This window comes from Streptomyces sp. NPDC020299 (assembly GCF_044387825.1).
Taxonomy (GTDB): domain Bacteria; phylum Actinomycetota; class Actinomycetes; order Streptomycetales; family Streptomycetaceae; genus Streptomyces.
This window is the reverse complement of record NZ_JBIRWL010000005.1, coordinates 68706-89461: the sequence shown is the minus strand read 5'-3', so window position 1 is coordinate 89461 and position 20756 is coordinate 68706. Positions and strand designations below refer to the sequence as shown.

The window sequence follows — 20756 nt, the reverse complement described above, 5'->3', positions numbered from 1 at the left end:
CGCTTCACACCGCGGCGTGGGCTGCCGGGGCCAGGTGATCCGTGAACCAGTCGCGGGCCAGGTCGGTGACCGCCTCCAGGGCGCCGGGTTCCTCGAAGAGGTGGGTGGCACCGGGGACGACCGCGAGCCGGTTCTCGCAGCGCAGCTGGGCCTGGGCCCGGCGGTTGAGGCCGAGCACCGTCTGGTCGTGGCCGCCGACGATCAGCAGGGTCGGGGCCGCCACGGCAGGCAGGCGCGGCCCGGCCAGATCGGGCCTGCCGCCGCGGGAGACGACCGCCGCGATGCGCCTGCCCTGTTCCGCGGCGGCGCACAGGGCGGCGGCCGCGCCGGTGCTGGCGCCGAAGTATCCGACCGCGAGCCCTTCGCACTCGGGCTGTCCGCGCAGCCAGGTGGTGACGTCCACCAGGCGCCCGGCCAGCAGGTCGGTGTCGAACACGTTGGCCCTGTCGCCCTCCTCGTCCCGGGTGAGCAGGTCGAAGAGCAGGGTGCCGAGGCCGGCCTGGTTGAGCCCGGCGGCGACGAACCGGTTGCGCGGGCTGCGGCGGCTGCTGCCGCTGCCGTGCGCGAACACCACGAGGCCGGTCGCGCCGTCGGGCACGGTCAGATCCCCGCGCAGCCGCAGGGCGCCGGCGGCCATGTCGACCTCCCGGTCCGGTGGCACGCTGTCCGCGGCCCTTCCGCGCGGCCGGCCCGCGGCCTGTTCCAGCAGGGTGATGACCTCGTCGTCGCCGAGCTGGGAGAAGTCGTCGTAGAACTGGCCGATCGCGTAGAAGCGCCTGGGCGTGTCCAGGCAGACCAGATCGTCCGCCTCCCCGCCCAGCCGCTCGGTCCAGTCGTGCGGTGCCACGGGCACGGCCAGCACGATCCGCGCCGCTCCTCGCGCGCGGGAGATACGGCAGGCCGCCCGTGCCGTCGCCCCGGTGGCGACACCGTCGTCGACCACGACCACCGTCCGCCCCGCCAGGCCGACCGGCTCCCGCTCACCCCGGTACCGCCGGGCGCGCCACTCCAGCACCTCGCGCTCGCGGTCCTCGACCTCGGCGAGTTCCTCCCGCGTGACCCGCGCGCCGCGCAGCACCTCGTCGTTGATGACCCGGACACCGTCCTCCCCGATCGCCCCCATGCCCAGCTCCGGCTGGTACGGCACCCCCAGCTTCCGTACCAGGCACACGTCCAGCGGGGCGTTCAGCTCCCGGGCGACCTGTGCCGCCACCGGAACCCCTCCTCGGGGGAGCCCCAGCACCACCACGTTCTCGTTCCTGAGGTACGCCAGCCGGGAGGCCAGCCGCTGCCCCGCGTCGAGACGATCCGTGAAGAACATGACCGGCCTCCTCGTCGGCGCCTGCGCCCCCGCCTTCCATGTTCCCGCCGTGGGCAAAGCCGGACGACCGCTTAGCCTGGGATTATGCGCGGGGGCCTGGTCACCCTGTTCCTCTGCGGTGACGTGATGCTGGGCCGGGGTGTCGATCAGATCCTTCCGCACCCCGGGGACCCCGCGCTGCGGGAGACGTACATCCGTGACGCCCGTGCCTACGTCGAGCTCGCCGAGGCGGTGAACGGAGCGATTCCCCGGCCGGTCGGTTTCTCCTGGCCCTGGGGCGACGCCCTGCGGATCCTGGACGAGGCGGCGCCCGACGCCCGGATCGTCAATCTGGAGACCAGTGTCACGCGGGCCGGCCGGTTCGCGCCCGGCAAGGCGGTCCACTACCGGATGAACCCCGCCAACCTGCCCTGCCTGGCCGCCGCCCGCCCCGACGTCTGCGTCCTGGCCAACAACCACGTGCTGGACTTCGGGCCCGGCGGACTCGACGAGACGCTCGGCGCCCTGGCCGGCGCGAAACTGAGGACGGCCGGGGCGGGCCGGGACGTGGGCGAGGCGATACGGCCGGCGATCATCCCGGTTGACGGCGGGGGCCGGGTGCTGGTCTTCTCGTACGGGATGGCGTCCAGCGGCATCCCGCACGGGTGGGCGGCGACCGGCGAGCGCGGCGGTGTGGCCTTCCTGGCCGAGCCGTCCGATGCTGCCGCCGCCGGGATCACCGGCCGTGTCCGGCAGGTGAAGCGGCCGGGGGACCTCGCGGTCGTCTCGGTCCACTGGGGGGCGAACTGGGGCTACGGCGTCTCCCGCGACGAGGTCGGCTTCGCCCACGCCCTCATCGACGGCGGGGCGGACCTCGTGCACGGGCACTCCTCGCACCATCCGCGCCCCATGGAGGTCTACCGGGGCAAGCCGGTCCTGTACGGCTGCGGCGACTTCGTCGACGACTACGAGGGCATCAGCGGCTACGAGCGCTACCGGGACGATCTGCGGCTGCTGTACCTGGTCGCGGCGGACCCGGACACCGGCGCGTCGGCCGCTGTACGGATGGTGCCGCTCCTGGCGCGGCGGATGCGGCTGGTACAGGCCTCCCGTGCCGACGCGGAGTGGCTGCGGACCGTTCTGGACCGGGTCAGCAGCCGCGACTTCGGGTCGCACGTGGTCCGCGAACCGGACGGCACGCTCCTGCTGCGGCCGCCGTCGTCGGTCATGCCGCCGCCGAGGGGCGGATGTTCTGGTTGAGGCGGAACATGTTCGTGGGGTCGTAGGTGTCCTTCACCCGCACGAGGCGGTCGTGGACGGCGTCCGGGTACGAGGCCCGCACCCTGTCCTCGGCGGCGTCGCCGGTGAAGTTGACGTACATGGTCCCGTGGCCGTGATGTGCGATGTCCTTGCGGGTGTCGCGGGCCCACGCGACGTGGGCGTCGAAGTCCGTCGCGTCGGGGGATCGCGCGATCACGTTGCACAGCACGCTCGGCTCCCGCTGGCTGAAGGCCGTGGCGTCGGCGGGTACGCGGGCGTAGGCGCCGCCCAGTTGGTGCAGGTGCAGTTCGCTGGAGGGCGTGGGCGTTTCCAGGTGGTGGCGCAGCAGGGCGTCGACCGTGGCGTCGGACGGCTCGATGAACGCCGACGTGAAGTAGTTGTGCGAGCCGGCCGTCCACAGCGGGTCGAGCATCGACTGCATGCCGGTGTACGGCATGGGGCCCATGAGGTCGGCGATGGGTGTGCCCAGCCCGCGCAGCGGACCGACGACCGGCTCACCGGCGGCGGGGTCGCCGGCGTACATGCCGACGAGCACCAGGACGCGGGTGCCGTGCACCTCGGGCGGCAGGAACGGCAGCGGAGGTGCCGTCGTCAGGTTGATCAGTGTGGTCAGCTCGTCGGGCATGTCCGCGATCAGCTCCCGCCAGCCCGTGATCACCTGGCGGGCCTGGGCGAGGGGGTAGACGATCAGGCCGCCCAGGATCTGGGGCCCGACGGGGTGCAGCCGGTACTCGAACGACGTGACGACACCGAAGTTGCCGCCGCCGCCCCGCAGTGCCCAGAACAGTTCGGAGTTCTCGTGTTCGTCCGCACGCACCACGCGGCCGTCGGCGGTGACGACCTCGGCCGCCGTCAGATTGTCGGAGGCCAGCCCGTGCCGGCGCAGCAGCCAGCCCACCCCGCCGCCGAGCGTGAAGCCGGCGATGCCCGTCGAGGAGACCAGGCCGCCGGTCACGGCGAGGCCGAAGGCCTGGGTCTCCTGGTCGAGGTCACCCCACGTCAGGCCGGCCTGGGCGACCACGCGGCGGCTGCGGGGGTCGACGATGGCGCCCTTCATCGGCGACAGGTCGATGACGATGCCGTCGTCGACGGTCGAGAACCCGGCGATGCTGTGGGCACCGCCGCGCACGGCGACGCGCAGGTCCTGGCTGCGTGCGAACTCGACGGCGCGGATCACGTCCGCGGTCCCGGCGCAGCGCACGATCAGTGCCGGGTGCTTGTCGTGGGCTCCGTTCCAGACCGCCCTGGCCTGGTCGTAGCCGGCGTCGCCGGGGCGGACGACGGTGCCGCGCAGGCCCGCCTCCAGTTCGGCGATGGTGGCGTCGCCCAGGACGCCCTTTGCCGTGTCGATCGACATCATCGGCTCCTCGTTCTGAGTGTCTTGCGCTGATGTCCATGACCGTAGGCAGCGTCTCTTAGCACTCACTCAGCAGCGGCTTTGCGCGGTCGGCGTCCGTGGCAGCACGCGCCTCAGCACGGCCGTGCCGCGCCTGTCACCGAGGCCGGCGAAGAGTTCGCCGGCCCGGGCGGCCGACCCCCCGGCGGCGTCGCGGTCACCCGCCTCCCACTGGAGCCGCGCCAGCATGAGGGCGACCCATCCGGCGGCGGGGATCGACCCGGCGATCTGTTCGAGCCGCTGGGCACGGGTCAGCAGGGTCCGGGCTCGTGCCGGGTCGCCCGCCGCCCGGGCCACCAGGCCGAGGTGGAGCAGGCTGTTGGTGATGCCCGGGATGTCGTCGGTCTCCTCGAATCCGGCGAGGGCGCGGGAGACGGCGGCCCCCGCGCTCCCGGTGTCCCCCACGGCCAGGTGGAGCAGGCCGAGGCAGCCGAGGGTGATGCCTTCCTCCCGGCGGTCACCGAGGCGGCGTCTGATCGCCAGCGCGGTGTCGAGGTACGTGCGCGCCGCGTCGTGGTCGCCCCGGCTTCGGTGGATGTTGCCGAGGGTGTTGAGAGCCAGGGATTCCCCGTGCGGGTCGGCCAGCGAGCGGAAGCAGTCGACGCTGTCCTCGGCCGCCGTGGTGGCGGCGCCGGGGTCTCCTTCCAGTCGGGCCGCCCACGCGAGGTTCGCCAGGACGTAGCCGCGGGCCCGGGACGGGCCGACCGTGCGGCCGGCGAGCACCGTCTCCTCGAAGAGCAGCGACACCTGCCCCGCTTCGTCGTCCCGGACCGCGTACCCGGGCGTCATCACCGGGAAGAACGGGCCGCTGCCCGGTTCGGCGTCCGCCAGCAGCCGGAGGCTTTCGGTACAGGCGGCGCGGGCCGCCGGACCCTCGCCGCGGCAGACCGCCCAGACGGCCTCGAGGTGCGCGGCGACGGCGAGGACCGGCGTCTCGCCCGCCTCGCGGGCGAGGGTGCGGGCCCGGTCGAGGGCGGTGCGGGCGCGCTCCCAGGCGCCGCGCATCCAGAGCAGAACGGCCTGCTGGTAGTAGGCGTGCGAGAGCGCCGCCGGGTCCGGCCCGCGCCGGTGGATCGCCACGATCTGCGCGCCGATGTCCTCCAGCGGGGAGCCGTCACCGAGGCGGATGGCGAGTACGGCCTTCCCCATCAGTGCTCTCGCCCGCTGCGGTGTGGGCGCCGGCGCGGCGGCCAGGGCGTCGTCCAGCCGGCGCCGGCCCTCGGCGAGGCGCCCGCGTTCGGGCCAGAACGATCGCAGGGCGACCGCCAGACGCAGCGCGTCGTCCGGTTCGTGGCGCAGGAACGAGCGCAGGGCGGCCCGGAGATTGTCGTAGTCGGCCTCCAGTTCCAGGGAGGTCGCTCCACAGACTCCGGTGGGCGGCTCGCGGTCCCGTGCCTCGGCGAGCTCCAGGTAGTAGCGCCGGTGGCGGGCCTCGGTCGCCGCCTGTTCCCCGGCGGCCCGCAGCCGCTCGGCGGCGTACTGCCGGATCGTCTCCAGCAGCCGGTAGCGTGCGTCTTCCTCTTCCTCGTCCCGGTCCTCGTCCTCGTCCTCGTCCTGCCGGGGCTCCACCCCCACCAGGGATTTGTCGGCCAGCCTGCCGAGGAGGTCCAGCACCGGGGTGTGGTGGGTGCCGTCGGCGCACACCTGCTCGACCGCGGCGAGCGTGAAGCCGCCCGCGAAGACGGCGAGCCGGCGGAGCAGCCGCCGTTCGTCGTCGTCGAGCAGCCGATGGCTCCACTCCAGGGTGGCCAGCAGGGTCTCCTGCCTGGTCACGCCGTGCCGGCTGCCCCGGCCGAGCAGGGCCAGGGCGTCGTCCAGGCGTTCGGCGATCTGACGCGGGGCCAGGAGGGGCACCCGGGCCGCCGCCAGCTCCAGGGCCAGGGGCATTCCGTCGAGCCGGAAGCAGATCTGTGCGACGGCCTCGGCGTTCTGCGAGGTCAGCCGGAATCCGGGGGCCGCGTCGGCGGCCCGCTCCACGAACAGCCGAACGGAGGCGAACCGGCCCAGCTCCGCCACGGAGGGCAGCCGGCGCGGGTCCGGAAGACACAGGGACGGCACCCTGAAGGTGCGTTCCCCGTAGCTGCGCAACGGCTCCCGGCTGGTCGCGAGCACGAACACGCCCGGGCAGTGGGCCATGATGTCCGAGACCAGGGCGGCGCAGGTGTCGACGAGGTGTTCGCAGTTGTCCAGCACCAGCAGCAGGTCCTGGCCGCCGAGTTGTGCGATCAGCGCTCGGTGGGCCCCACCGGACGGCGGCAGTTGCACTCCGAGGGCTGTGGCGACCGCCTCGGGGACCAGGTGTGGTTCCGTCAGCGCGGCGAGGTCCACGAAGCACGCCCCGTCCCGGAAGCGGTCCCCACGCCGGGCCGCCACCGCGAGCGCGAGCCGGGTCTTGCCGCAGCCGCCGGCCCCGGTGAGGGTCAGGAGCCTGCTGCGTTCGAGCAGCCTCTCCACCTCGGCCGTCTCGCGCTCCCGGCCGATGAGGGCGGTGGCCGGCGTCGGCAGGCGGTGCCGTGGGACCTCGGGGCGCTGTTCCCGTGCCTCGACCGAGTCGGCCAGCAGGTCACGGAAGAGGCGGCGCGTCTGCGGGTCGGGGTCGGCGCCGGTGTCACGGCGCAGCTCGTCACGCAGACGTTCGTAGGCGGCCAGCGCTTCCCGGCGCCGCCCGGCGTCCGCCAGAGCCCGCATCAACGCCCGGTGGGCGGGCTCGTCCAGGGGGTCCTGGGCGATCAGGGTGTGCAGCACGTCGATGGCCTCGGCCGCGCGGTGGTCGTGCTCGAGCGCCTCGGCCAGCCCCAGCCTGAGCGTCGTACGCCGGGTCTCCAACGCGGCGGCCGCCTCGTCGGCCCATGGCTCGTAACGGTCCTCGGGCAGCAGCCCGGCGTCGGCCAGGGCGAGCGCGGCACGGTAGTCCGCCGCCCCGCCGCCGTCCGACGCGCGCCGTACCGCCTCGTCGAGTTCGTCGAGGTCGGTCCGCACGCCGCCGTCGGGGCCGAGCAGCACCATGTCGTCGCGGAGTACGACGACATCGCCGGGCGCCCCCGTGGCGGCCAGCGCGCGCCGCACGGCGTGCAGCACCTGGTGCAGGTTGTTCGACACGGCCGTCCGGTCGAGGTCCGGCCACAGCAGGTCGTACAGCCGCTCCCGGTGCAGCCGGTGGCCCGGTGCCAGGCACAGGAGTTTGAGCAGGCTGCGGGCCTTGCGCAGCCGCCAGGCCCCGGCGGCGACCGGGCGGTCCGCGACCGTCACGGCGAAACCGCCGAGAAGCCGGATGCGTACTTCGTCGGCCATGGCTGCCCTCACGAGCAGGCTACCGCCTGACCCGATCGGGGACCCGTCGGTGGACTACACTATTCACCGAGCGATGAATTCGACTCTCCTGGAGGCTGGAGGGCAGGGCGGCAATGGAGCGGACCACGTGTTGCGTAGTGGGGGGCGGCCCCGCGGGCATGGTGCTCGCACTGCTGCTGGCCCGGGCCGGCATCGACGTGACGGTGCTGGAGAAACACGGCGACTTCCTGCGTGACTTCCGCGGCGACACCGTGCATCCGTCCACGCTGGCCCTGCTGGACGACCTGGGGCTGGCCGAGCGCTTCGCCCGGCTGCCGCAACGCCGGGTACACACCGTCCAGTTGCCGGTCGGGACCGGCCGGTCGAACGTCACGGTCGCGGACCTCGCGGTGCTGCGCGGCCCGTACAACTACGTGGCCATGGTGCCCCAATGGGATCTGCTGGACCTGCTCGCGGACGAGGCGGGACGCGAGCCGTCCTTCCGGCTGCGGATGCACACCGAGGCCACCTCGTTCCTGATGGAGGGCGGGCGGGTGACCGGGGTGCGCTACCGCACCTGCGACGGCCGCGGCGGCGAGCTGCGTGCCCTTCTCACGGTCGCCTGCGACGGCCGCGGATCACTGGCGCGCTCACTGCCGGAACTGGGACGGCGCCGCTTCAACTGCCCGATGGACGCGTGGTGGTTCCGGCTGCCGCGGCGTGCGGAGGACCCGCGCGGACTCGTCGGCGGCGCCGGCGACCGCTTCCTCACCGCGATGATCGACCGCGGGGACTACTGGCAGTGCGCCGCGCTCATCCCCAAGGGCACCGACAGCCGGCGCCGCGCCGCCGGCCTCGACCGCTTCCTCGCCGACTACGCCGCCGCCGTTCCCTGGATCGCCGACCGGACGCATCACCTGCGCTCGTGGGACGACGTCAAGCTCCTCGACGTACGCCTGGACCGGTTGCGCCGCTGGCACCGCCCCGGCCTGCTGTGCATCGGCGACGCCGCGCACGCGATGTCCCCGGTCTTCGGCATCGGTATCAATCTCGCCGTGGAGGACGCCGTGGCCGCCGCCCGCCACCTGGTCGAGCCGCTGCGCCAGGAGCGGGTGGGACTGCGCGACGTACGCGGTGTGCAGCGCCGTCGCCGTCCCACCACGGTCGTCACACAGACCCTCCAGCGGGTGGCCCACGCCCGCGTCATCGCCCCCGTCCTCCAGGGGCAGCCACCGCTCGGCAGCGTCGACAGGGCGCGGCACGTGGCGGGTCTGCTCGCCGGGTCACGGTTCGTACGCCGCCTCCCCGCGTACTTCATCGGATACGGCGCACTCCGAGAGCGTCCACCGGCTGCGGCGGTCCGTAAGCAGTAGGCCCCTGCCCAGGGAGCGGACTCCCCCCGAGCGTCTATTCCGCCGGGCCCGCCGTTCCAGGGTTGACGGCGGAGAGGAGCTTGCCGATGGCGTCCCGGGAGCGGTGCGGGTCCGCTTCGTCCAGTGCCGCCAGGACGTCGGCAGCGGCCATGCGTACGGGGGTGGGCAGTGCGGCCTCGGCGGCGATCCGGTACGCGGCGCCGCGACGGGCGAATCGCTCCTCGGCGGTCACTCCCCCGACGCTCAGGGGAAAGACGGCCGCTTCGTACTGGGCGACGACGGTGAGGAGGCCATGGGAGAGGCCTTCGGCATAGCCGCGGGCCATCGCCTCCTGTTCCGCCACGGCGAACTTGGCCATGACACGCCGCCGCACGAAGACGGAGCCGGTCAAGCAGACGGCTCCGGCCGACAGACCGGCGAGGACCGACGCCGTCCAGCCGCCGAGGAGCGCGCCCAGCACCCCGCCCGCCACCACGACCAGGCAGGTGATGCCACTCCAGAGCAGTACGAGGGCGCGAGCGGGCGTCAGGGTCGTCATGCCGTGCAGTGTGCCAGGACCGTCGGGGGCGGGTGGAGACGGGTCCGCACGCGGAACTCCGTTGCCCGCGCCCACTCTTGACGAGTACACGCAGAACCCGAAGAATGAGCGCGCCGCTCTGACAACGTTGTCCAGGGGAGGGGTCGGACGCCCATGAGATGGACTCAGCGCATTCGCGGTGCGGGTACGGTGATCGCAGCGGTCGCTCTCCTCGGCGGGGCCCTCACCGCGCCCGCGGCCGGGGCGGCGGCCGACCCGGGCGGTCGACTCACGGACCTCGTCAACCCGTTCATCGGAACCGAGAACGAAGGCAACACCTACCCCGGCGCCGCCGTGCCCTTCGGGATGGTGCAGTTGTCGCCGGACACCGGGCACAACACCGGTTACGACTACGCCCAGAACCACATCCGGGGCTTCTCGCTCGTCCATCTCTCCGGCGTCGGCTGCGGCCTGGGCGGCGATCTCCCCGTACTGCCGACCACCGGCGACGTCACGGAGACCGACTACGCGACCTACGCGGCCGAGTTCAGCCACGACACCGAGAAGGCGAGCCCCGGCTACTACAAGGTCGGGCTGGGGACCGGCATCGACGCCGAGCTGACCGCGACCGCGCGCACGGGCGTACAGCGCTACACCTTCCCCGCGACGGACAAGGCCGACGTCCTGCTCAACGCGGGCCAGTCGCTGCACCGGACGGTCGCGAGCAAGGTCGAGGTCCTCGACAACCGGACCGTGCGCACCGCGATCACCGGCAGCGGGTTCTGCCAGGACACCAAGCCGTACACCGTCTACACGATCACCCGCTTCGACCGCCCGTTCACCGCGTACGGCACCTGGGACGGCGCCGAGGTCACCGCCGGGTCGAGAAGCGGCCGGGACGGCGCGTACGTCCGCTTCGACACGACCGGGGACCGGACCGTCGAGGCGACCACCGCCCTGTCGTACGTCGACGCGCACGGCGCCGCCGTCAACCTCCGCGCCGAGGGCGGCCGTTCCTTCGACCGGGTACGCGACGCGGCACGGCGGGCGTGGGAGGACCGGCTCGACGACGTGCGGGTGCGAGGCGGCGGCGACACCCTCCGCCGTACGTTCTACTCGTCCCTGTACCGGTCCTTCCTCGCGCCGAACATCGGGGGCGACGCCGATGGCCGCTACACCGGCTGGGACCAGAGGATCCACCGCGCGCGGGGCTTCACGTACTACCAGAACTGGTCCCTGTGGGACACCTACCGCACCCAGTCCCAGCTCCTGTCGCTGCTCGCGCCGCGTGAGGCCCGGGACATGGCGATATCCGTGATCAAGATCGACGAGGAGAGCGGCTGGCTGCCCAAGTGGGGGTACGGCACGGTCGAGACGAACATCATGACCGGCGACCCGGTGACCCCGTTCCTCACCAACGCGTACCAGCAGGGCCTGCTGAAGGGCTATGAGGAACGGGCCTATCGCGCACTGAGGAAGAACGCCGACGGGGTGCCGCCCGCCGACTCGCCGGCCGTGGGCCGCGAGGCGAACGAGGCCTACATCGCCGACGGTTTCGCCCCGTACGTCAAGGGCCGCCCGCACGCGAAGCCAGGAGACTCGGACTACGACCACGGCGCGTCCGCGACACTGGAGTACGCCCTGTCGGACGCCATGCTCGCCGAGATGGCCCGCGGCCTCGGCCATGACGCCGACGCGGCGCGCTACACCGCCCGTGCGCAGAACTACCGGCGGATATTCGACGCCTCGACCGGCTTCTTCCGCGCGCGGGACGCCTCCGGTGCCTTCACCGGGCCGGACGACCCGGCCCGGAGCGAGGGATTCCACGAGGGCACCGCCTGGCAGTACCAGTGGCTCGTGCCGCAGGACCTGCCGGGCATGGTCGCCCTGATCGGCGGCGAGCAGGCGGCCAACGACCGGCTCGACTCATTCTTCGCCTACGACCAGCTCGTGCGGGACCCCGCCAGGACCGCCCGCGAGGTATGGGTGAACGGTCCGTACGACTACTACAACGCGGACAAGTACAACCCGCAGAACGAGCCCGACCTCATCGCGCCCTACACGTACCTCTCCACGGGTGAGCCGTGGAAGACGACCGACGTGGTGCACGCCGCGCTGACCCTCTTCACGGACAACCCGACCGGCATGACCGGCAACGACGACCTCGGCACGATGTCCGCCTGGAACGTGCTGTCGTCGATCGGTCTCTTCCCGGTGCAGCCCGGCGACGACACCTGGGGACTGTCCACACCCGTCTTCGACCGCGTCGACCTCACCCTCGACCGGCGCTACTACCCCCACGGGTCGCTCACGGTCACGGCACCCGGCACCTCGGACGCCCGCCGCTACATCCGGTCGGCCCGCGTCGACGGCTCCTCCTACGCGCGTACGTATCTGACGACGCACGACCTGCGGCACATGCGGTCGCTCGCGTTCACGGTCGGCTCCGAGCCGTCCGGGTGGGGCACGAACGCCCAGGCCGGACCGCCTCCGCTGAACTGAGCGCGCCGACACGGGACGCCCTTGGGCATGCCCTCCGGGAACGCCGGGCGCTGCTTGACGATAGGTTGATCGCCATGAGCGAGAACGTTTACTTCGACATCACCATCAACGACGCACCGGCCGGCCGGATCGTCTTCCAGCTCTTCGACGAGGTCGTGCCCAAGACGGCCAGGAACTTCCGCGAGCTGGCCACCGGCCAGAACGGCTACGGTTACGCCGGTTCCTCCTTCCACCGGATCATCCCGCAGTTCATGCTGCAGGGCGGCGACTTCACCCGGGGCAACGGCACCGGCGGCCGGAGCATCTACGGCGAGAAGTTCCAGGACGAGAACTTCAACCTCAAGCACGACCGGCCCTACCTGCTGAGCATGGCGAACGCCGGCCCGCACAGCAACGGGTCGCAGTTCTTCATCACCACCGTCGTCACGGACTGGCTCGACGGCAAGCACGTGGTCTTCGGTGAGGTCGTCGAGGGCCAGGAGCTCGTCGACCAGATCGAAGCCCTCGGCAGCGGCAGCGGATCGCCCAAGGGCAAGGTCACGATCGCCGCGAGCGGCACGGTCTAGTCGGCGCCGCCGGTGCCGCGGGCCGGTTCTCGCCCGTTCTCCGGGCGGGTCAACCGGCCCGCACCCTGCCGCGGCGGGGTCACACGGGGAGAGCTCCGGCCGGGTGGCCGAGCTCTCGCCCGCACGCGGTGAGCGCCAGGACTCCTGAGCCCTCGACCCTCGTGTGCGCCCCCAGTGCTCCGGGATCGACGGAGAGCCGGGCGGCGATGTCCTTGGCGTAGCAGGTGTCGGGTATCCGGTGTTCCTCCTTGACGCGGCGGCACCAGGCGACGAACTCCTCGGTGTCGGAGAAACCGACGCCGTCGAAGGCACCGGCGGGGATACCGTCCTGGTGCGGCAGGAGACAGCCGGCTTCGGCCAGGTGCGCGGGGCCTTCGTCCCCGCCTTCCGCGGCGGCGAACGCGTCGTAGTGGCGCACCACTTCGCCGTCTTCGGCGATGCACCAGGCCGTCCAGCCGTCCCCGCAGCTCATTCCGTACCAATGAGCGGCGCCGAACCGGCGGCTGAGGTCCGCGCACCGCCCGCGCACGACGTCCGGCATCGTCCGCTCCCGGTCGTCCGCCTCTTCGATGCGGTGAGTGTCCTGGGACGAGTCGCCGAAGACGAGGGTCCAGCCGTCCAGTGCCGGGCTGACGAACGCCCGTGCGCAGCGGCGGTGCGGGCGGGCCCGCTCCCAGTAGTGGTGGCGGTCGTGGTTCCAGGCCGCGGCGCCGGTCCGGAGTGTGACCGGCTCGGGGTCGCCCAGGTCGAACGCCGCCAGCACCGCGTTCTGGTCGACGCTCGGAACCGCGTACCAGGATCCGCACAGGTGCATGCCTGCGGGGATCTCGTCCAGCCGCTTGATCCGCGTCAGCCTGCGCCACACCTCCTGGTCCCTGTCGTCGAGCACGGCCGGCCCGCCGATGGCCGCCAGCGCCTCCAGGGCCCCCGCCCGGATCCCGGGGCCGGGGGCGGGTTCTCGCCGCAGCCGCCGCAGCTTCGGGACGGCTCCGGTGCCGATCCCCTTGAACACCCGGACCGCTCGCCGGCGGACTTCGGGTTCCGGGTCTCCCAACAGCGGGATCAACTGCTCCATGACGGCCGACGCGGCCTCGCCCTCCCCCTGGAAGGCGGAGAGCGCGGCACTTCGCACCCCCGCGTCCCTATGCCTCAACAGCGATGCGTAGACCCCCGGACGGCCCACCTCCAGTCGCCCCAGGGTCCACGCGACCCTCCGGGCCGCCTCCGCCGAGCCCGCCGACACGGCCGCCTCCGCGAGCGGGAGGAGAGCGGGCTCCCCGATCCTGCACAACACGTCCGCCGGGACCGTCCAGTCGACGGGTGACCCCTCGTCACAGAGCACGTCCAGCACCGCCGCGACCACGGCCGCGCCCTGCCCCACCAGGGAGTCGCGAGCCGACCGGGTGCGGTCGAAGGAACCGGAGAGTTCTTCGGTCAGCAGTCCCTTGTCCATGGCGGGCACCCTAGCCGTGGGGTCTGACATGCCGATCGGGTCACAGCCGTGCGATGATCACGGCTTCACCCTGCCGCTCGCGCAGGAGCGGTCCCCAGCGGATAGGCGTCTTGTGGAATTCCGGGGTCGTCGTACGACGGTTTTCGCATCGGCGGCAGCGATCGCCGTCCTCGCCGCACCGGCAGTCGGCTGCGCCGGAGAGCACAGCGACAGCCCGCGCTCCTCCCCCACCCCTGCGCCGGCTTCCTCCTCCCGCTCCGTGAGCGTTCCCGGGAAGTCCGTGGCCAAGGCTCCGGACCTGCTGGAGGGAGAAGTCCTCGCCCAAGCGGCCGACGCCAGTGGCGGCCGGGAGATGGACATCCGAGGCGGGATCAGGCCCGGGACGCTGTCGGTCCTCGTGACGTGCCTGGGCGAGGGACGACTGACCGTCTCGGTCGAACCGCTCGGGCTGAGCTTCCCGCTCGACTGCGTGGACGGAAGGGTCAGCAGCGTCCTCGACCGAATGGATACGAAGCGCGGCTACGAGCACGGGACGGTGAACGTCACCGCCCCGGCCGGCCTCCGCTGGGCCCTCACCTTCGGACGGTCCCGTGGACGGTAGTCCCGTGCACCGTCGGGGAACCTACGCGGCGGTGTCGTCGAAGTGGAAGTAGTGGCCTTTCTCGAGGTCGTCGACGAGCCCGGGGCCGGTCGGCTGCCAGCCCAGTAGTTCGCGGGTCAGGGCGCTCGAGGCCGGGCTGTCGAGGGCGATGAAGCCGGCGAGCCAGCCGAAGTGTTCGGCCGCGGCCTCCGGCGGGACGGCGGCCACGGGGACGTCGAGGTGCCGCCCGATCAGTTCGGCAATGGTGCGGATCGGCACCCCCTCGTCGGCCGTCGCGTGCAGCACCGACCCGGCCGGAGCCTTTTCGAGGGCGAGGCGGAACAGACGCGCCGCGTCGGACCGGTGCCCGGCCGGCCAGCGGTTGGTTCCGCCGCCGACGTAGCCGGAGACGCCCTTGGCGCGGGCGATGCCGATCAGTGCGGCCATGAAGCCGTGGTCGCCCTCGCCGTGCACCGTCGGGGGGAGCCGGACCACGGACGAGCGGACGTCACGGGAGGCGAGGGAGAGCGTCAGCCGCGCGGTGCCCAGCCGGGTCCGCGGACCGGCGCCGAGATGGTCGAGGGACAGGCCGGCACCGGCGTCCTCTTCGCTGACGACGCGCCCCGGGGCGATCCCGAGTGTCCCGGAGGCGATGACGAGCGGCCGGCCGGAACCCGCGAGCGCCTCGCCGATCGCCTCGACGGCGCGGCGGTCCGCGTCGGCGGCGCCCTGGAAGTCCCCCGAGAAGGCGATGTCGTGCTTGAACGCCAAGTGGATCACCCCGTCCGAGGCCTCCGCCGCGCTCCGCAGGACGTCGAGATCGTCCACAGTGCCGCGCCGCACCTCGGCCCCGGCCTCGCTGAGGGCGGCGGCCGAAGCGTCCGAGCGGGCCAGCCCGACGACCTGATGCCCGGCGCCGACGAGTTCGGGAACCACGGCGGAGCCGATCCAGCCGGAGGCACCGGTGACGAATACGCGCATGAGATGTCCTTCGGGTAGGTCGATGTCAGTGACTGTCATCGACCGTAGCACCGATGTCAGTCACTGTCATCGCGTAAGATCAGGACATGGGTCGATGGGAGCCGAACGCACGCGGGCGACTCGAGCAGGCCGCACTGGACCTGTACGGCGAGCGCGGATACGAACAGACCACGGTGGCGGAGATCGCCAAGCGGGCCGGGCTCACCGAGCGGACCTTCTTCCGGCACTTCGCCGACAAGCGGGAGGCCCTGTTCGCGGGCGCCGCCTCGCTCCAGGAACTCTTCGTGAGCACCGCCTCCGGGGCGCCCGCGTCCGCGGCACCGATCGACGCGATGGCCGCGGCCCTCGATGCCGTCGGCGCCGTGTTCCAGGAGCGCCGCGCACACGCCCGGCGGCGCCATGCCGTCATCGTCGCGAACGCGGAACTCCAGGAGCGTGAGCTGATCAAACTCGCCTCGCTGTCCGCGGCACTCGCCGAAACCCTGCGCGGGCGCGGCGTCAGGGAGCCGGCGGCGAGCCTGACCGCGGAGGCCGGGGTCGCCGTCTTCAAAGTCGCGTTCGAGCGCTGGATCGACGCGGACGACGAGCGGGACCTCGGGCACCTCGTCCGGGAGTCGCTCGACGAGCTCAAGGCCGTGACAGCGGGGCGGGGACAGGGGGCGCCCCGCCCGGCCGTCACGCCGGCGTGATGTCGTCCCGCTCACCCTCCGCCTGGGACGGTTCGGTCCTGGGGACTTCCGGGTGCTGCTCCATGGCCGCCCGTTCAGTCGGTTCGTCGCGCTCGCCCTCGGCCTGTGAGGGCGTGTGAGAGTACAGCCAGGAGTCGTAGTCCGAAGCTCCGGTCTTCATGACGGGCCTCCCTCTTCCGCTCAGGTCTCGATCACGGCATCGCAGTCGGGGCACACCACGGACGCGTACTGCGGGGAGTACCAGGGCGCTCCGGGGTGCTCGGCGGGCCGCCAGGCAGCCGTCCGCATGGCGAAGGTGTCCTTGCCGCAGAGGGTCCGCGGCCCGGTGGCGGAGGACATCCCCGGCGCGGAGGGCGCCGCGTGCACCCTGCGGACGGGCTGCTGCTCACAGCCCTGCGTTCCCGAGGAGGTACGCGCGGCCTTCGGCTTGTCGAGCTCGTACACGACGACGATCCCGCCCATGTCTCCATGGTAGGCGGGCCCCGTGGACACCGCCGTGACACCGGGCGACGGCCTCGGCCCAAGACGGCGCCGCGCCGAGCCCGGGCCCCTGGAGTCGACCGCGATCGGCACATCCGCCAGGGGAGGAGCGCGGGATGTCCCTCACCGCCCGGCAGCGCGCGGAGGCGGCCCGGCTGCTGCGGCAGGCCGAACACCGCAGGGCGCCGGTCGATCCGCTGTCGACGCTGCTGCCCGGCCTGGACCTGGCCGACGCCTACGCCGTCCAGCGGGACAACATCGCCCGGCGCCTGGCCGACGGGGCGACGGTCATCGGCCACAAGGTCGGCCTGACCGCCGCCGCGATGCAGCAGCTCCTCGGCGTCGACCAGCCCGACTTCGGGCACCTGATGGACGACATGGTCCACCGTGACGGCGCCCCGGTCCCGGCGGCCCGCTACTGCGCCCCGCGCATCGAACCGGAGATCTGCTTCCGCCTCGCCGAGCCGCTGCGCGGTCCCGGCGTCACCGTCGAGGACGTGCTCGGGGCGACCGATGCGGTCGCCCCCGCGGTGGAGATCGTCGACAGCCGGATCCGCGACTGGAAGATCACGCTCGTCGACACCGTCGCCGACAACGCCAGTTCCGTCCTCGTCGACCTGGTCGTCGACGGCGAGCGCGTCGCCACGGGCAGCGGCAAGGAGGTCCTGGGCCATCCGGCCGCCGCCGTCGCCTGGCTGGCCAACACCCTCGCCGGCTTCGGGGCCGGCCTCGAGCCCGGACACGTCGTACTGCCCGTCACCATGACCACAGCCCCGGGATCGTCAGGTGCTCGTGAGGATGACGAGTCGCTGGGTCGCCCGGGTCATCGCGACATAGCGGTCGACCGCTCCTTCGACGCCCTCGCCGAACTCCTCCGGGTCGACGAGGACGACCAGGTCGAACTCGAGCCCCTTCGACAGCTCCGGGGCCAGCGACTGCACACGGGACGTCGCCGGGAACGCGGGATCGCCGATGACGCAGGCGACCCCCTCGGCATGGTCGGCGAGCCAGGTGTCGAGGACGGAGCCCAGGTCCGCGACGGAGCCGTGGGCGACGGGGATGCCGTTGCCGCGGATGGAGGTCGGCACGTTGGCGTCCGGGAGCGCGGCCCGGATGACCGGCTCGGCCTCCGCCATGACCTCTTCCGGTGTGCGGTAGTTGATGCTCAGGGAGGCGAGGGTGATCCGGTCGAAGCCGACCCGCTCGAGCCGTTCCCGCCACGACTCCGTGAACCCGTGCCGGGCCTGGGCGCGGTCCCCGACGATGGTGAAGCTCCGGGACGGACAGCGCAGGAGCAGCATCTGCCACTCCGCGTCGGTGAGTTCCTGGGCCTCGTCGACGACGATGTGCGCGAACGGGCCGGCGAGCAGGTCCGGGGCGAGGGCGGGGAGTTCGGACTCGTCGACCAGGCTGACCTTGGCGTCCTCGCCACGCAGCATCGCCACCAGGCCCTCGCCGTCGTCACCGTCGGCGCCGGAGTCGGCCACGGCTCCGATCAGGTTGTCGACGACCTGCGCCATGCGCTCGCGCTGGGCGGCGAGGACGGCCTCGTGCCGGTGCCCCCGTCGCGCCGCCTCCGGGTCGCCGAGCCGCTGCCGGGCCGCGTCCAGGAGAGGCAGGTCCGACACCGTCCAGGCCTGGGCGTCCGCGCGCTGGAGCCTTCGTACGTCGTCGCGGCCGAGCCAGGGGGCGCACATCCGCAGATAGGCGGGCACCGACCACAGATCTCCGACCAGGTCGGTGGGTTCCAGTAGCGGCCACGCACGGCCGAGGGTGTCGACCAGCTCCTTGTCCTGCCGCAGCGAGCTGCGGAACTGCTCGCGCGGGACGTCGTCGCCGTCGTACTTGTCCAGCAGGATGGTGACCAGCTCCTCCCAGATCTGGTCGCGCGCCTCGTTGTGCGGCGTGCTCGGCCCCGGTGCCTGGAAGGCCTCGGCCCAGTCGTCGGCGCTCAGCCAGAGGTCGGACCAGCCGGTCGTGACCGTCATCCCCTCGGCGGGTGGCTCCTCGTAGAACCTGACGGCCGTCTCGATCGCCCCGACCATGTCCGCGGACGACTTCAGACGGGCCACGTCCGGGTCGGCCTCGGGCGTCGCTCCGGCTCCCTCGTCGACGAGGTCCCGCAGGACACAGGTCTGCACGCCCTCCTCTCCGAGGCTGGGCAGGACGTCGGAGACGTAGTTCAGGTAGGGCCGGTGCGGACCGACGAACAGGACGCCGCCCCGGCGGTGACCGAGGCGGGGGTCGGAGTACAGGAGGTGGGCGGTGCGGTGCAGGGCGACGACGGTCTTCCCGGTACCCGGGCCGCCGTCGACGACGAGAGCGCCACGGGACCCCGCGCGGATGATGGCGTCCTGGTCGGCCTGGATGGTGGCGAGCACGTCACGCATCCGGTCCGACCGGTTGGTGCCCAGACTGGCGATGAAGGCGGACTGGTCGTCGAGCGCGGCATGCCCTTCGAGCCCGTCGGCGGTGAACACCTCGTCCCAGTAGTCGCTGATCCGGCCATCCGTCCAGCGGTACCTGCGGCGGCTCTTCAGGCCCATCGGGTCGGCGTGGGTCGCCGCGAAGAACGGCTCGGCCGCGGGTGACCGCCAGTCGACCAGCAGCCGCCGGCCCTCGCTGTCGGTGAGGCCGAGCCGTCCGATGTGGACGGGCTCGGGGTCGTCCGCGGCGACCATGTGCCCGAGGCACAGGTCCAGGCCGAAGCGGCGCAGGGTGCGCAGGCGCCCGGTCAGCCGGTGGACCTCGATGTCCCGGTCCATCGCGGCCCGGCCCGTTCCGCCGGGTGCCTTGAGTTCGGCGTCGAGGCGGTCGGACAGCTCGGCGATCGACTGCCGGAGGCACTCCGCGATGGCGGTGAAGTGCCGCTCGTCGTCGGCGATGAGCGCCGGGTCCGCCTTTGCGGTGAGGCGTTCGGGCAGGTCGAACGCGCTCGTGGTCAGGGAGTTCACTGCATCAGCTCCGATATGGGAGGGCCGGTCGCGCCCATGGCGCGCGGCGAGGCGTCCGGACCGCTTTGCTCACGGACCCGGGATGTCCGGTTCCGCGTGGCTCACGCGGACGGCGATTCCCGGCTGATCTCGTCGAGGAGCAGCCGCGCGGCCACGGTCGCCCCGTCGGCGCGGACGGTGCCGGCCAGGGCGGTCGCGCGGGCGCGGGTCTCGGGGGTCAGGGCCACCTCGAGCGCGGCCGACAGGGACTCGAAGGTCGGGGTGGGGCCGTCGTGTGCCGCGCCGACGCCCAGTGCGGCCACCCGGGCGGCCCAGTGCGGCTGGTCCACGAGCTGGGGGACGACCACCTGGGGCGCGCCGGCCAGGGCGGCCGTCGTGGTGGTGCCCGCGCCGCCGTGGTGGACCACGGCTGCCACCCGGCGGAACAGTGCCTGGTGGTTGACCTCGCCGACGGCGAAGCAGTCGTCCCGGTCGACCGCGGGTGCGAGGTCCGCCCAGCCGCGTGCGACGAGCACGCGGCGGCCCTGGGCGCGGACCGCTTCGACGGCCACCCGGGCGACGTCCGGTGAGGTGCGCATGGCCATGCTGCCGAAGCCCACGTACACGGGCGGTGCGCCTGCGTCCAGGAATGCCTCCAGCTCCTCGGGGAGCGGGCGTTCGTCCGGCAGGACCCACGCCCCCGTCTGCACGAGGTCGAGATCCGTCATGTCCTGCCACGGGGCCAGACCGGGGTCCGCCGCCAGCCAAGGCCGGTCGGTGAGGACGTGGTCGCGGACGTGGTCCACCGGCGGCAGGCCGATCGCCGCCCGGTGGGTGTTGAGGGCCTCTCCGTACAGATCGTGCACCCGCTGGGCGTCCACCTTCCACAGCGTCGGGATGTCGGCGTCCGGCGGGGCCGGGCGGCCCGGTCGCCCCGCCGGCGGGAACTTCGACGACGGCAGCCCGAACGGGTGGAAGCACGCGAACACGTAGCGGATGCCCAGCTTCTCGGTCACCGACCGCGCCCCGGCCGGCAGCAGGCCGGTCGCCAGCAGCGCGTCGCACCCCTCGGCCGCCGGGGCGACCGTGTCGAAGTGCGCGGCGACCAGTTCGGGCGCGAGCCGGAACGCGTCCGCCGGCGACGGATTCGGCCTGGTCACCAACGAGCGCACCGACGGTCCGAACGGCACGTGCTCCACACCGGCGCGGGCCAGCAGCTCCGCGAACTCCTCGTCCGGCGGCGCGCACACCCTGACCTCGGCGCCCAGTGCCCGCAACGCCGCCGCGAGCCCCGCCATCGGTTCGACGTCCCCGCGCGACCCATACCCCATCAACAGCACACGCATTTCGTGAATCCCCTATTTCCCCAGGACTTGGCCCAGGCCGGAGATTCTGCGGCACGAGGGGGGCCTTGCCGCAAGCCCCCCGGTGCGCT

17 protein-coding genes are annotated in these 20756 nt (G+C 72.8%); 6 read left to right on the top strand and 11 right to left on the bottom strand.

Features of this window, described 5'->3' with window-relative positions; all coding sequences use genetic code 11:
• Positions 1-4: 4 nt before the first annotated feature.
• Positions 5-1321, bottom strand: a complete 1317-nt coding sequence (locus tag ACH45E_RS14755) for a phosphoribosyltransferase family protein (RefSeq protein WP_361438967.1) — start codon at positions 1319-1321, stop codon at positions 5-7.
• A gap of 84 nt (positions 1322-1405) precedes the next feature.
• On the opposite strand from ACH45E_RS14755, the gene ACH45E_RS14750 reads away from it, so the two are divergent.
• Positions 1406-2560, top strand: coding sequence for a CapA family protein (locus ACH45E_RS14750; protein ID WP_361438969.1), 1155 nt, complete (start codon positions 1406-1408; stop codon positions 2558-2560).
• On the opposite strand, the gene ACH45E_RS14745 is transcribed toward ACH45E_RS14750, so the two are convergent.
• Positions 2526-3941, bottom strand: coding sequence for an FAD-binding oxidoreductase (locus ACH45E_RS14745; RefSeq protein WP_361438971.1), 1416 nt, complete (start codon positions 3939-3941; stop codon positions 2526-2528). The genes ACH45E_RS14750 and ACH45E_RS14745 overlap by 35 nt on opposite strands.
• A 66-nt stretch (positions 3942-4007) precedes the next feature.
• The gene (locus ACH45E_RS14740; RefSeq protein ID WP_361438973.1) at positions 4008-7268 is read right to left on the bottom strand and encodes a BTAD domain-containing putative transcriptional regulator; all 3261 of its coding nucleotides are present in this window, start codon (positions 7266-7268) and stop codon (positions 4008-4010) included.
• Between the two features lie 113 nt (positions 7269-7381).
• Here ACH45E_RS14740 and ACH45E_RS14735 point away from each other — a divergent pair, with 113 nt between their 5' ends.
• Positions 7382-8620, top strand: a complete 1239-nt coding sequence (locus tag ACH45E_RS14735) for an FAD-dependent oxidoreductase (protein ID WP_361438975.1) — start codon at positions 7382-7384, stop codon at positions 8618-8620.
• 34 nt (positions 8621-8654) lie between these two features.
• Here ACH45E_RS14735 and ACH45E_RS14730 read toward each other — a convergent pair whose 3' ends face one another.
• Positions 8655-9158 (bottom strand): hypothetical protein, encoded by a 504-nt coding sequence (locus ACH45E_RS14730; RefSeq protein WP_361438977.1) that lies wholly within the window; start codon positions 9156-9158, stop codon positions 8655-8657.
• Positions 9159-9311: 153 nt separating this feature from the next.
• On the opposite strand from ACH45E_RS14730, the gene ACH45E_RS14725 reads away from it, so the two are divergent.
• Together ACH45E_RS14725 and ACH45E_RS14720 are read left to right on the top strand one after the other, a co-directional pair.
• A complete protein-coding gene (locus tag ACH45E_RS14725; RefSeq protein WP_361438979.1) occupies positions 9312-11639 on the top strand; it encodes a GH92 family glycosyl hydrolase in 2328 nt (775 codons plus the stop codon).
• Positions 11640-11713: 74 nt separating this feature from the next.
• Positions 11714-12205: a peptidylprolyl isomerase gene (locus ACH45E_RS14720; protein ID WP_361438981.1), complete on the top strand. Its 492-nt coding sequence runs from the start codon at positions 11714-11716 to the stop codon at positions 12203-12205.
• Between the two features lie 79 nt (positions 12206-12284).
• On the opposite strand, the gene ACH45E_RS14715 is transcribed toward ACH45E_RS14720, so the two are convergent.
• Complete coding sequence (locus tag ACH45E_RS14715; RefSeq protein WP_361438983.1) at positions 12285-13658, bottom strand: HEAT repeat domain-containing protein; 1374 nt, start codon at positions 13656-13658, stop codon at positions 12285-12287.
• A 259-nt stretch (positions 13659-13917) separates the two neighbouring features.
• Between ACH45E_RS14715 and ACH45E_RS14710 the strand changes: the two genes are divergently transcribed.
• Positions 13918-14259: a hypothetical protein gene (locus tag ACH45E_RS14710; protein ID WP_361438985.1), complete on the top strand. Its 342-nt coding sequence runs from the start codon at positions 13918-13920 to the stop codon at positions 14257-14259.
• A gap of 21 nt (positions 14260-14280) precedes the next feature.
• Here ACH45E_RS14710 and ACH45E_RS14705 read toward each other — a convergent pair whose 3' ends face one another.
• Positions 14281-15219 carry an SDR family oxidoreductase gene (locus tag ACH45E_RS14705; RefSeq protein WP_361438987.1) on the bottom strand — a complete coding sequence of 313 codons (939 nt, stop codon included), beginning with the start codon at positions 15217-15219 and terminating at the stop codon, positions 14281-14283.
• Between the two features lie 86 nt (positions 15220-15305).
• Here ACH45E_RS14705 and ACH45E_RS14700 point away from each other — a divergent pair, with 86 nt between their 5' ends.
• Positions 15306-15908 carry a helix-turn-helix domain-containing protein gene (locus ACH45E_RS14700; protein ID WP_361438989.1) on the top strand — a complete coding sequence of 201 codons (603 nt, stop codon included), beginning with the start codon at positions 15306-15308 and terminating at the stop codon, positions 15906-15908.
• Here ACH45E_RS14700 and ACH45E_RS14695 read toward each other — a convergent pair.
• The 5 genes from ACH45E_RS14695 to ACH45E_RS14675 form a co-directional block, all read right to left on the bottom strand.
• On the bottom strand, positions 15895-16068 hold the full coding sequence (locus ACH45E_RS14695; RefSeq protein ID WP_361438991.1) for a hypothetical protein: 174 nt from the start codon (positions 16066-16068) through the stop codon (positions 15895-15897). The two genes, ACH45E_RS14700 and ACH45E_RS14695, sit on opposite strands and share 14 nt — an antisense overlap.
• 20 nt (positions 16069-16088) lie before the next feature.
• Positions 16089-16370 (bottom strand): hypothetical protein, encoded by a 282-nt coding sequence (locus ACH45E_RS14690; RefSeq protein ID WP_361438993.1) that lies wholly within the window; start codon positions 16368-16370, stop codon positions 16089-16091.
• Positions 16371-16803: 433 nt separating this feature from the next.
• On the bottom strand, positions 16804-17046 hold the full coding sequence (locus ACH45E_RS14685) for a hypothetical protein (RefSeq protein ID WP_361438995.1): 243 nt from the start codon (positions 17044-17046) through the stop codon (positions 16804-16806).
• Between the two features lie 124 nt (positions 17047-17170).
• Positions 17171-19342, bottom strand: coding sequence for an RNA polymerase recycling motor ATPase HelR (helR, locus tag ACH45E_RS14680; protein ID WP_361438997.1), 2172 nt, complete (start codon positions 19340-19342; stop codon positions 17171-17173).
• Between the two features lie 101 nt (positions 19343-19443).
• Positions 19444-20667: a glycosyltransferase gene (locus ACH45E_RS14675; protein ID WP_361438999.1), complete on the bottom strand. Its 1224-nt coding sequence runs from the start codon at positions 20665-20667 to the stop codon at positions 19444-19446.
• Between the last annotated feature and the right edge of the window lie 89 nt (positions 20668-20756).

Bases quoted from the DNA above. Each gene is read 5' to 3' on its own strand.
- ACH45E_RS14755 (WP_361438967.1), bottom strand. From the start codon at position 1,321: ATGTTCTTCACGGATCGTCTCGACGCGGGGCAGCGGCTGGCCTCCCGG.
- ACH45E_RS14750 (WP_361438969.1), top strand. From the start codon at position 1,406: ATGCGCGGGGGCCTGGTCACCCTGTTCCTCTGCGGTGACGTGATGCTG.
- ACH45E_RS14745 (WP_361438971.1), bottom strand. From the start codon at position 3,941: ATGATGTCGATCGACACGGCAAAGGGCGTCCTGGGCGACGCCACCATC.
- ACH45E_RS14740 (WP_361438973.1), bottom strand. From the start codon at position 7,268: ATGGCCGACGAAGTACGCATCCGGCTTCTCGGCGGTTTCGCCGTGACG.
- ACH45E_RS14735 (WP_361438975.1), top strand. From the start codon at position 7,382: ATGGAGCGGACCACGTGTTGCGTAGTGGGGGGCGGCCCCGCGGGCATG.
- ACH45E_RS14730 (WP_361438977.1), bottom strand. From the start codon at position 9,158: ATGACGACCCTGACGCCCGCTCGCGCCCTCGTACTGCTCTGGAGTGGC.
- ACH45E_RS14725 (WP_361438979.1), top strand. From the start codon at position 9,312: ATGAGATGGACTCAGCGCATTCGCGGTGCGGGTACGGTGATCGCAGCG.
- ACH45E_RS14720 (WP_361438981.1), top strand. From the start codon at position 11,714: ATGAGCGAGAACGTTTACTTCGACATCACCATCAACGACGCACCGGCC.
- ACH45E_RS14715 (WP_361438983.1), bottom strand. From the start codon at position 13,658: ATGGACAAGGGACTGCTGACCGAAGAACTCTCCGGTTCCTTCGACCGC.
- ACH45E_RS14705 (WP_361438987.1), bottom strand. From the start codon at position 15,219: ATGCGCGTATTCGTCACCGGTGCCTCCGGCTGGATCGGCTCCGCCGTG.
- ACH45E_RS14700 (WP_361438989.1), top strand. From the start codon at position 15,306: ATGGGTCGATGGGAGCCGAACGCACGCGGGCGACTCGAGCAGGCCGCA.
- ACH45E_RS14695 (WP_361438991.1), bottom strand. From the start codon at position 16,068: ATGAAGACCGGAGCTTCGGACTACGACTCCTGGCTGTACTCTCACACG.
- ACH45E_RS14690 (WP_361438993.1), bottom strand. From the start codon at position 16,370: ATGGGCGGGATCGTCGTCGTGTACGAGCTCGACAAGCCGAAGGCCGCG.
- ACH45E_RS14675 (WP_361438999.1), bottom strand. From the start codon at position 20,667: ATGCGTGTGCTGTTGATGGGGTATGGGTCGCGCGGGGACGTCGAACCG.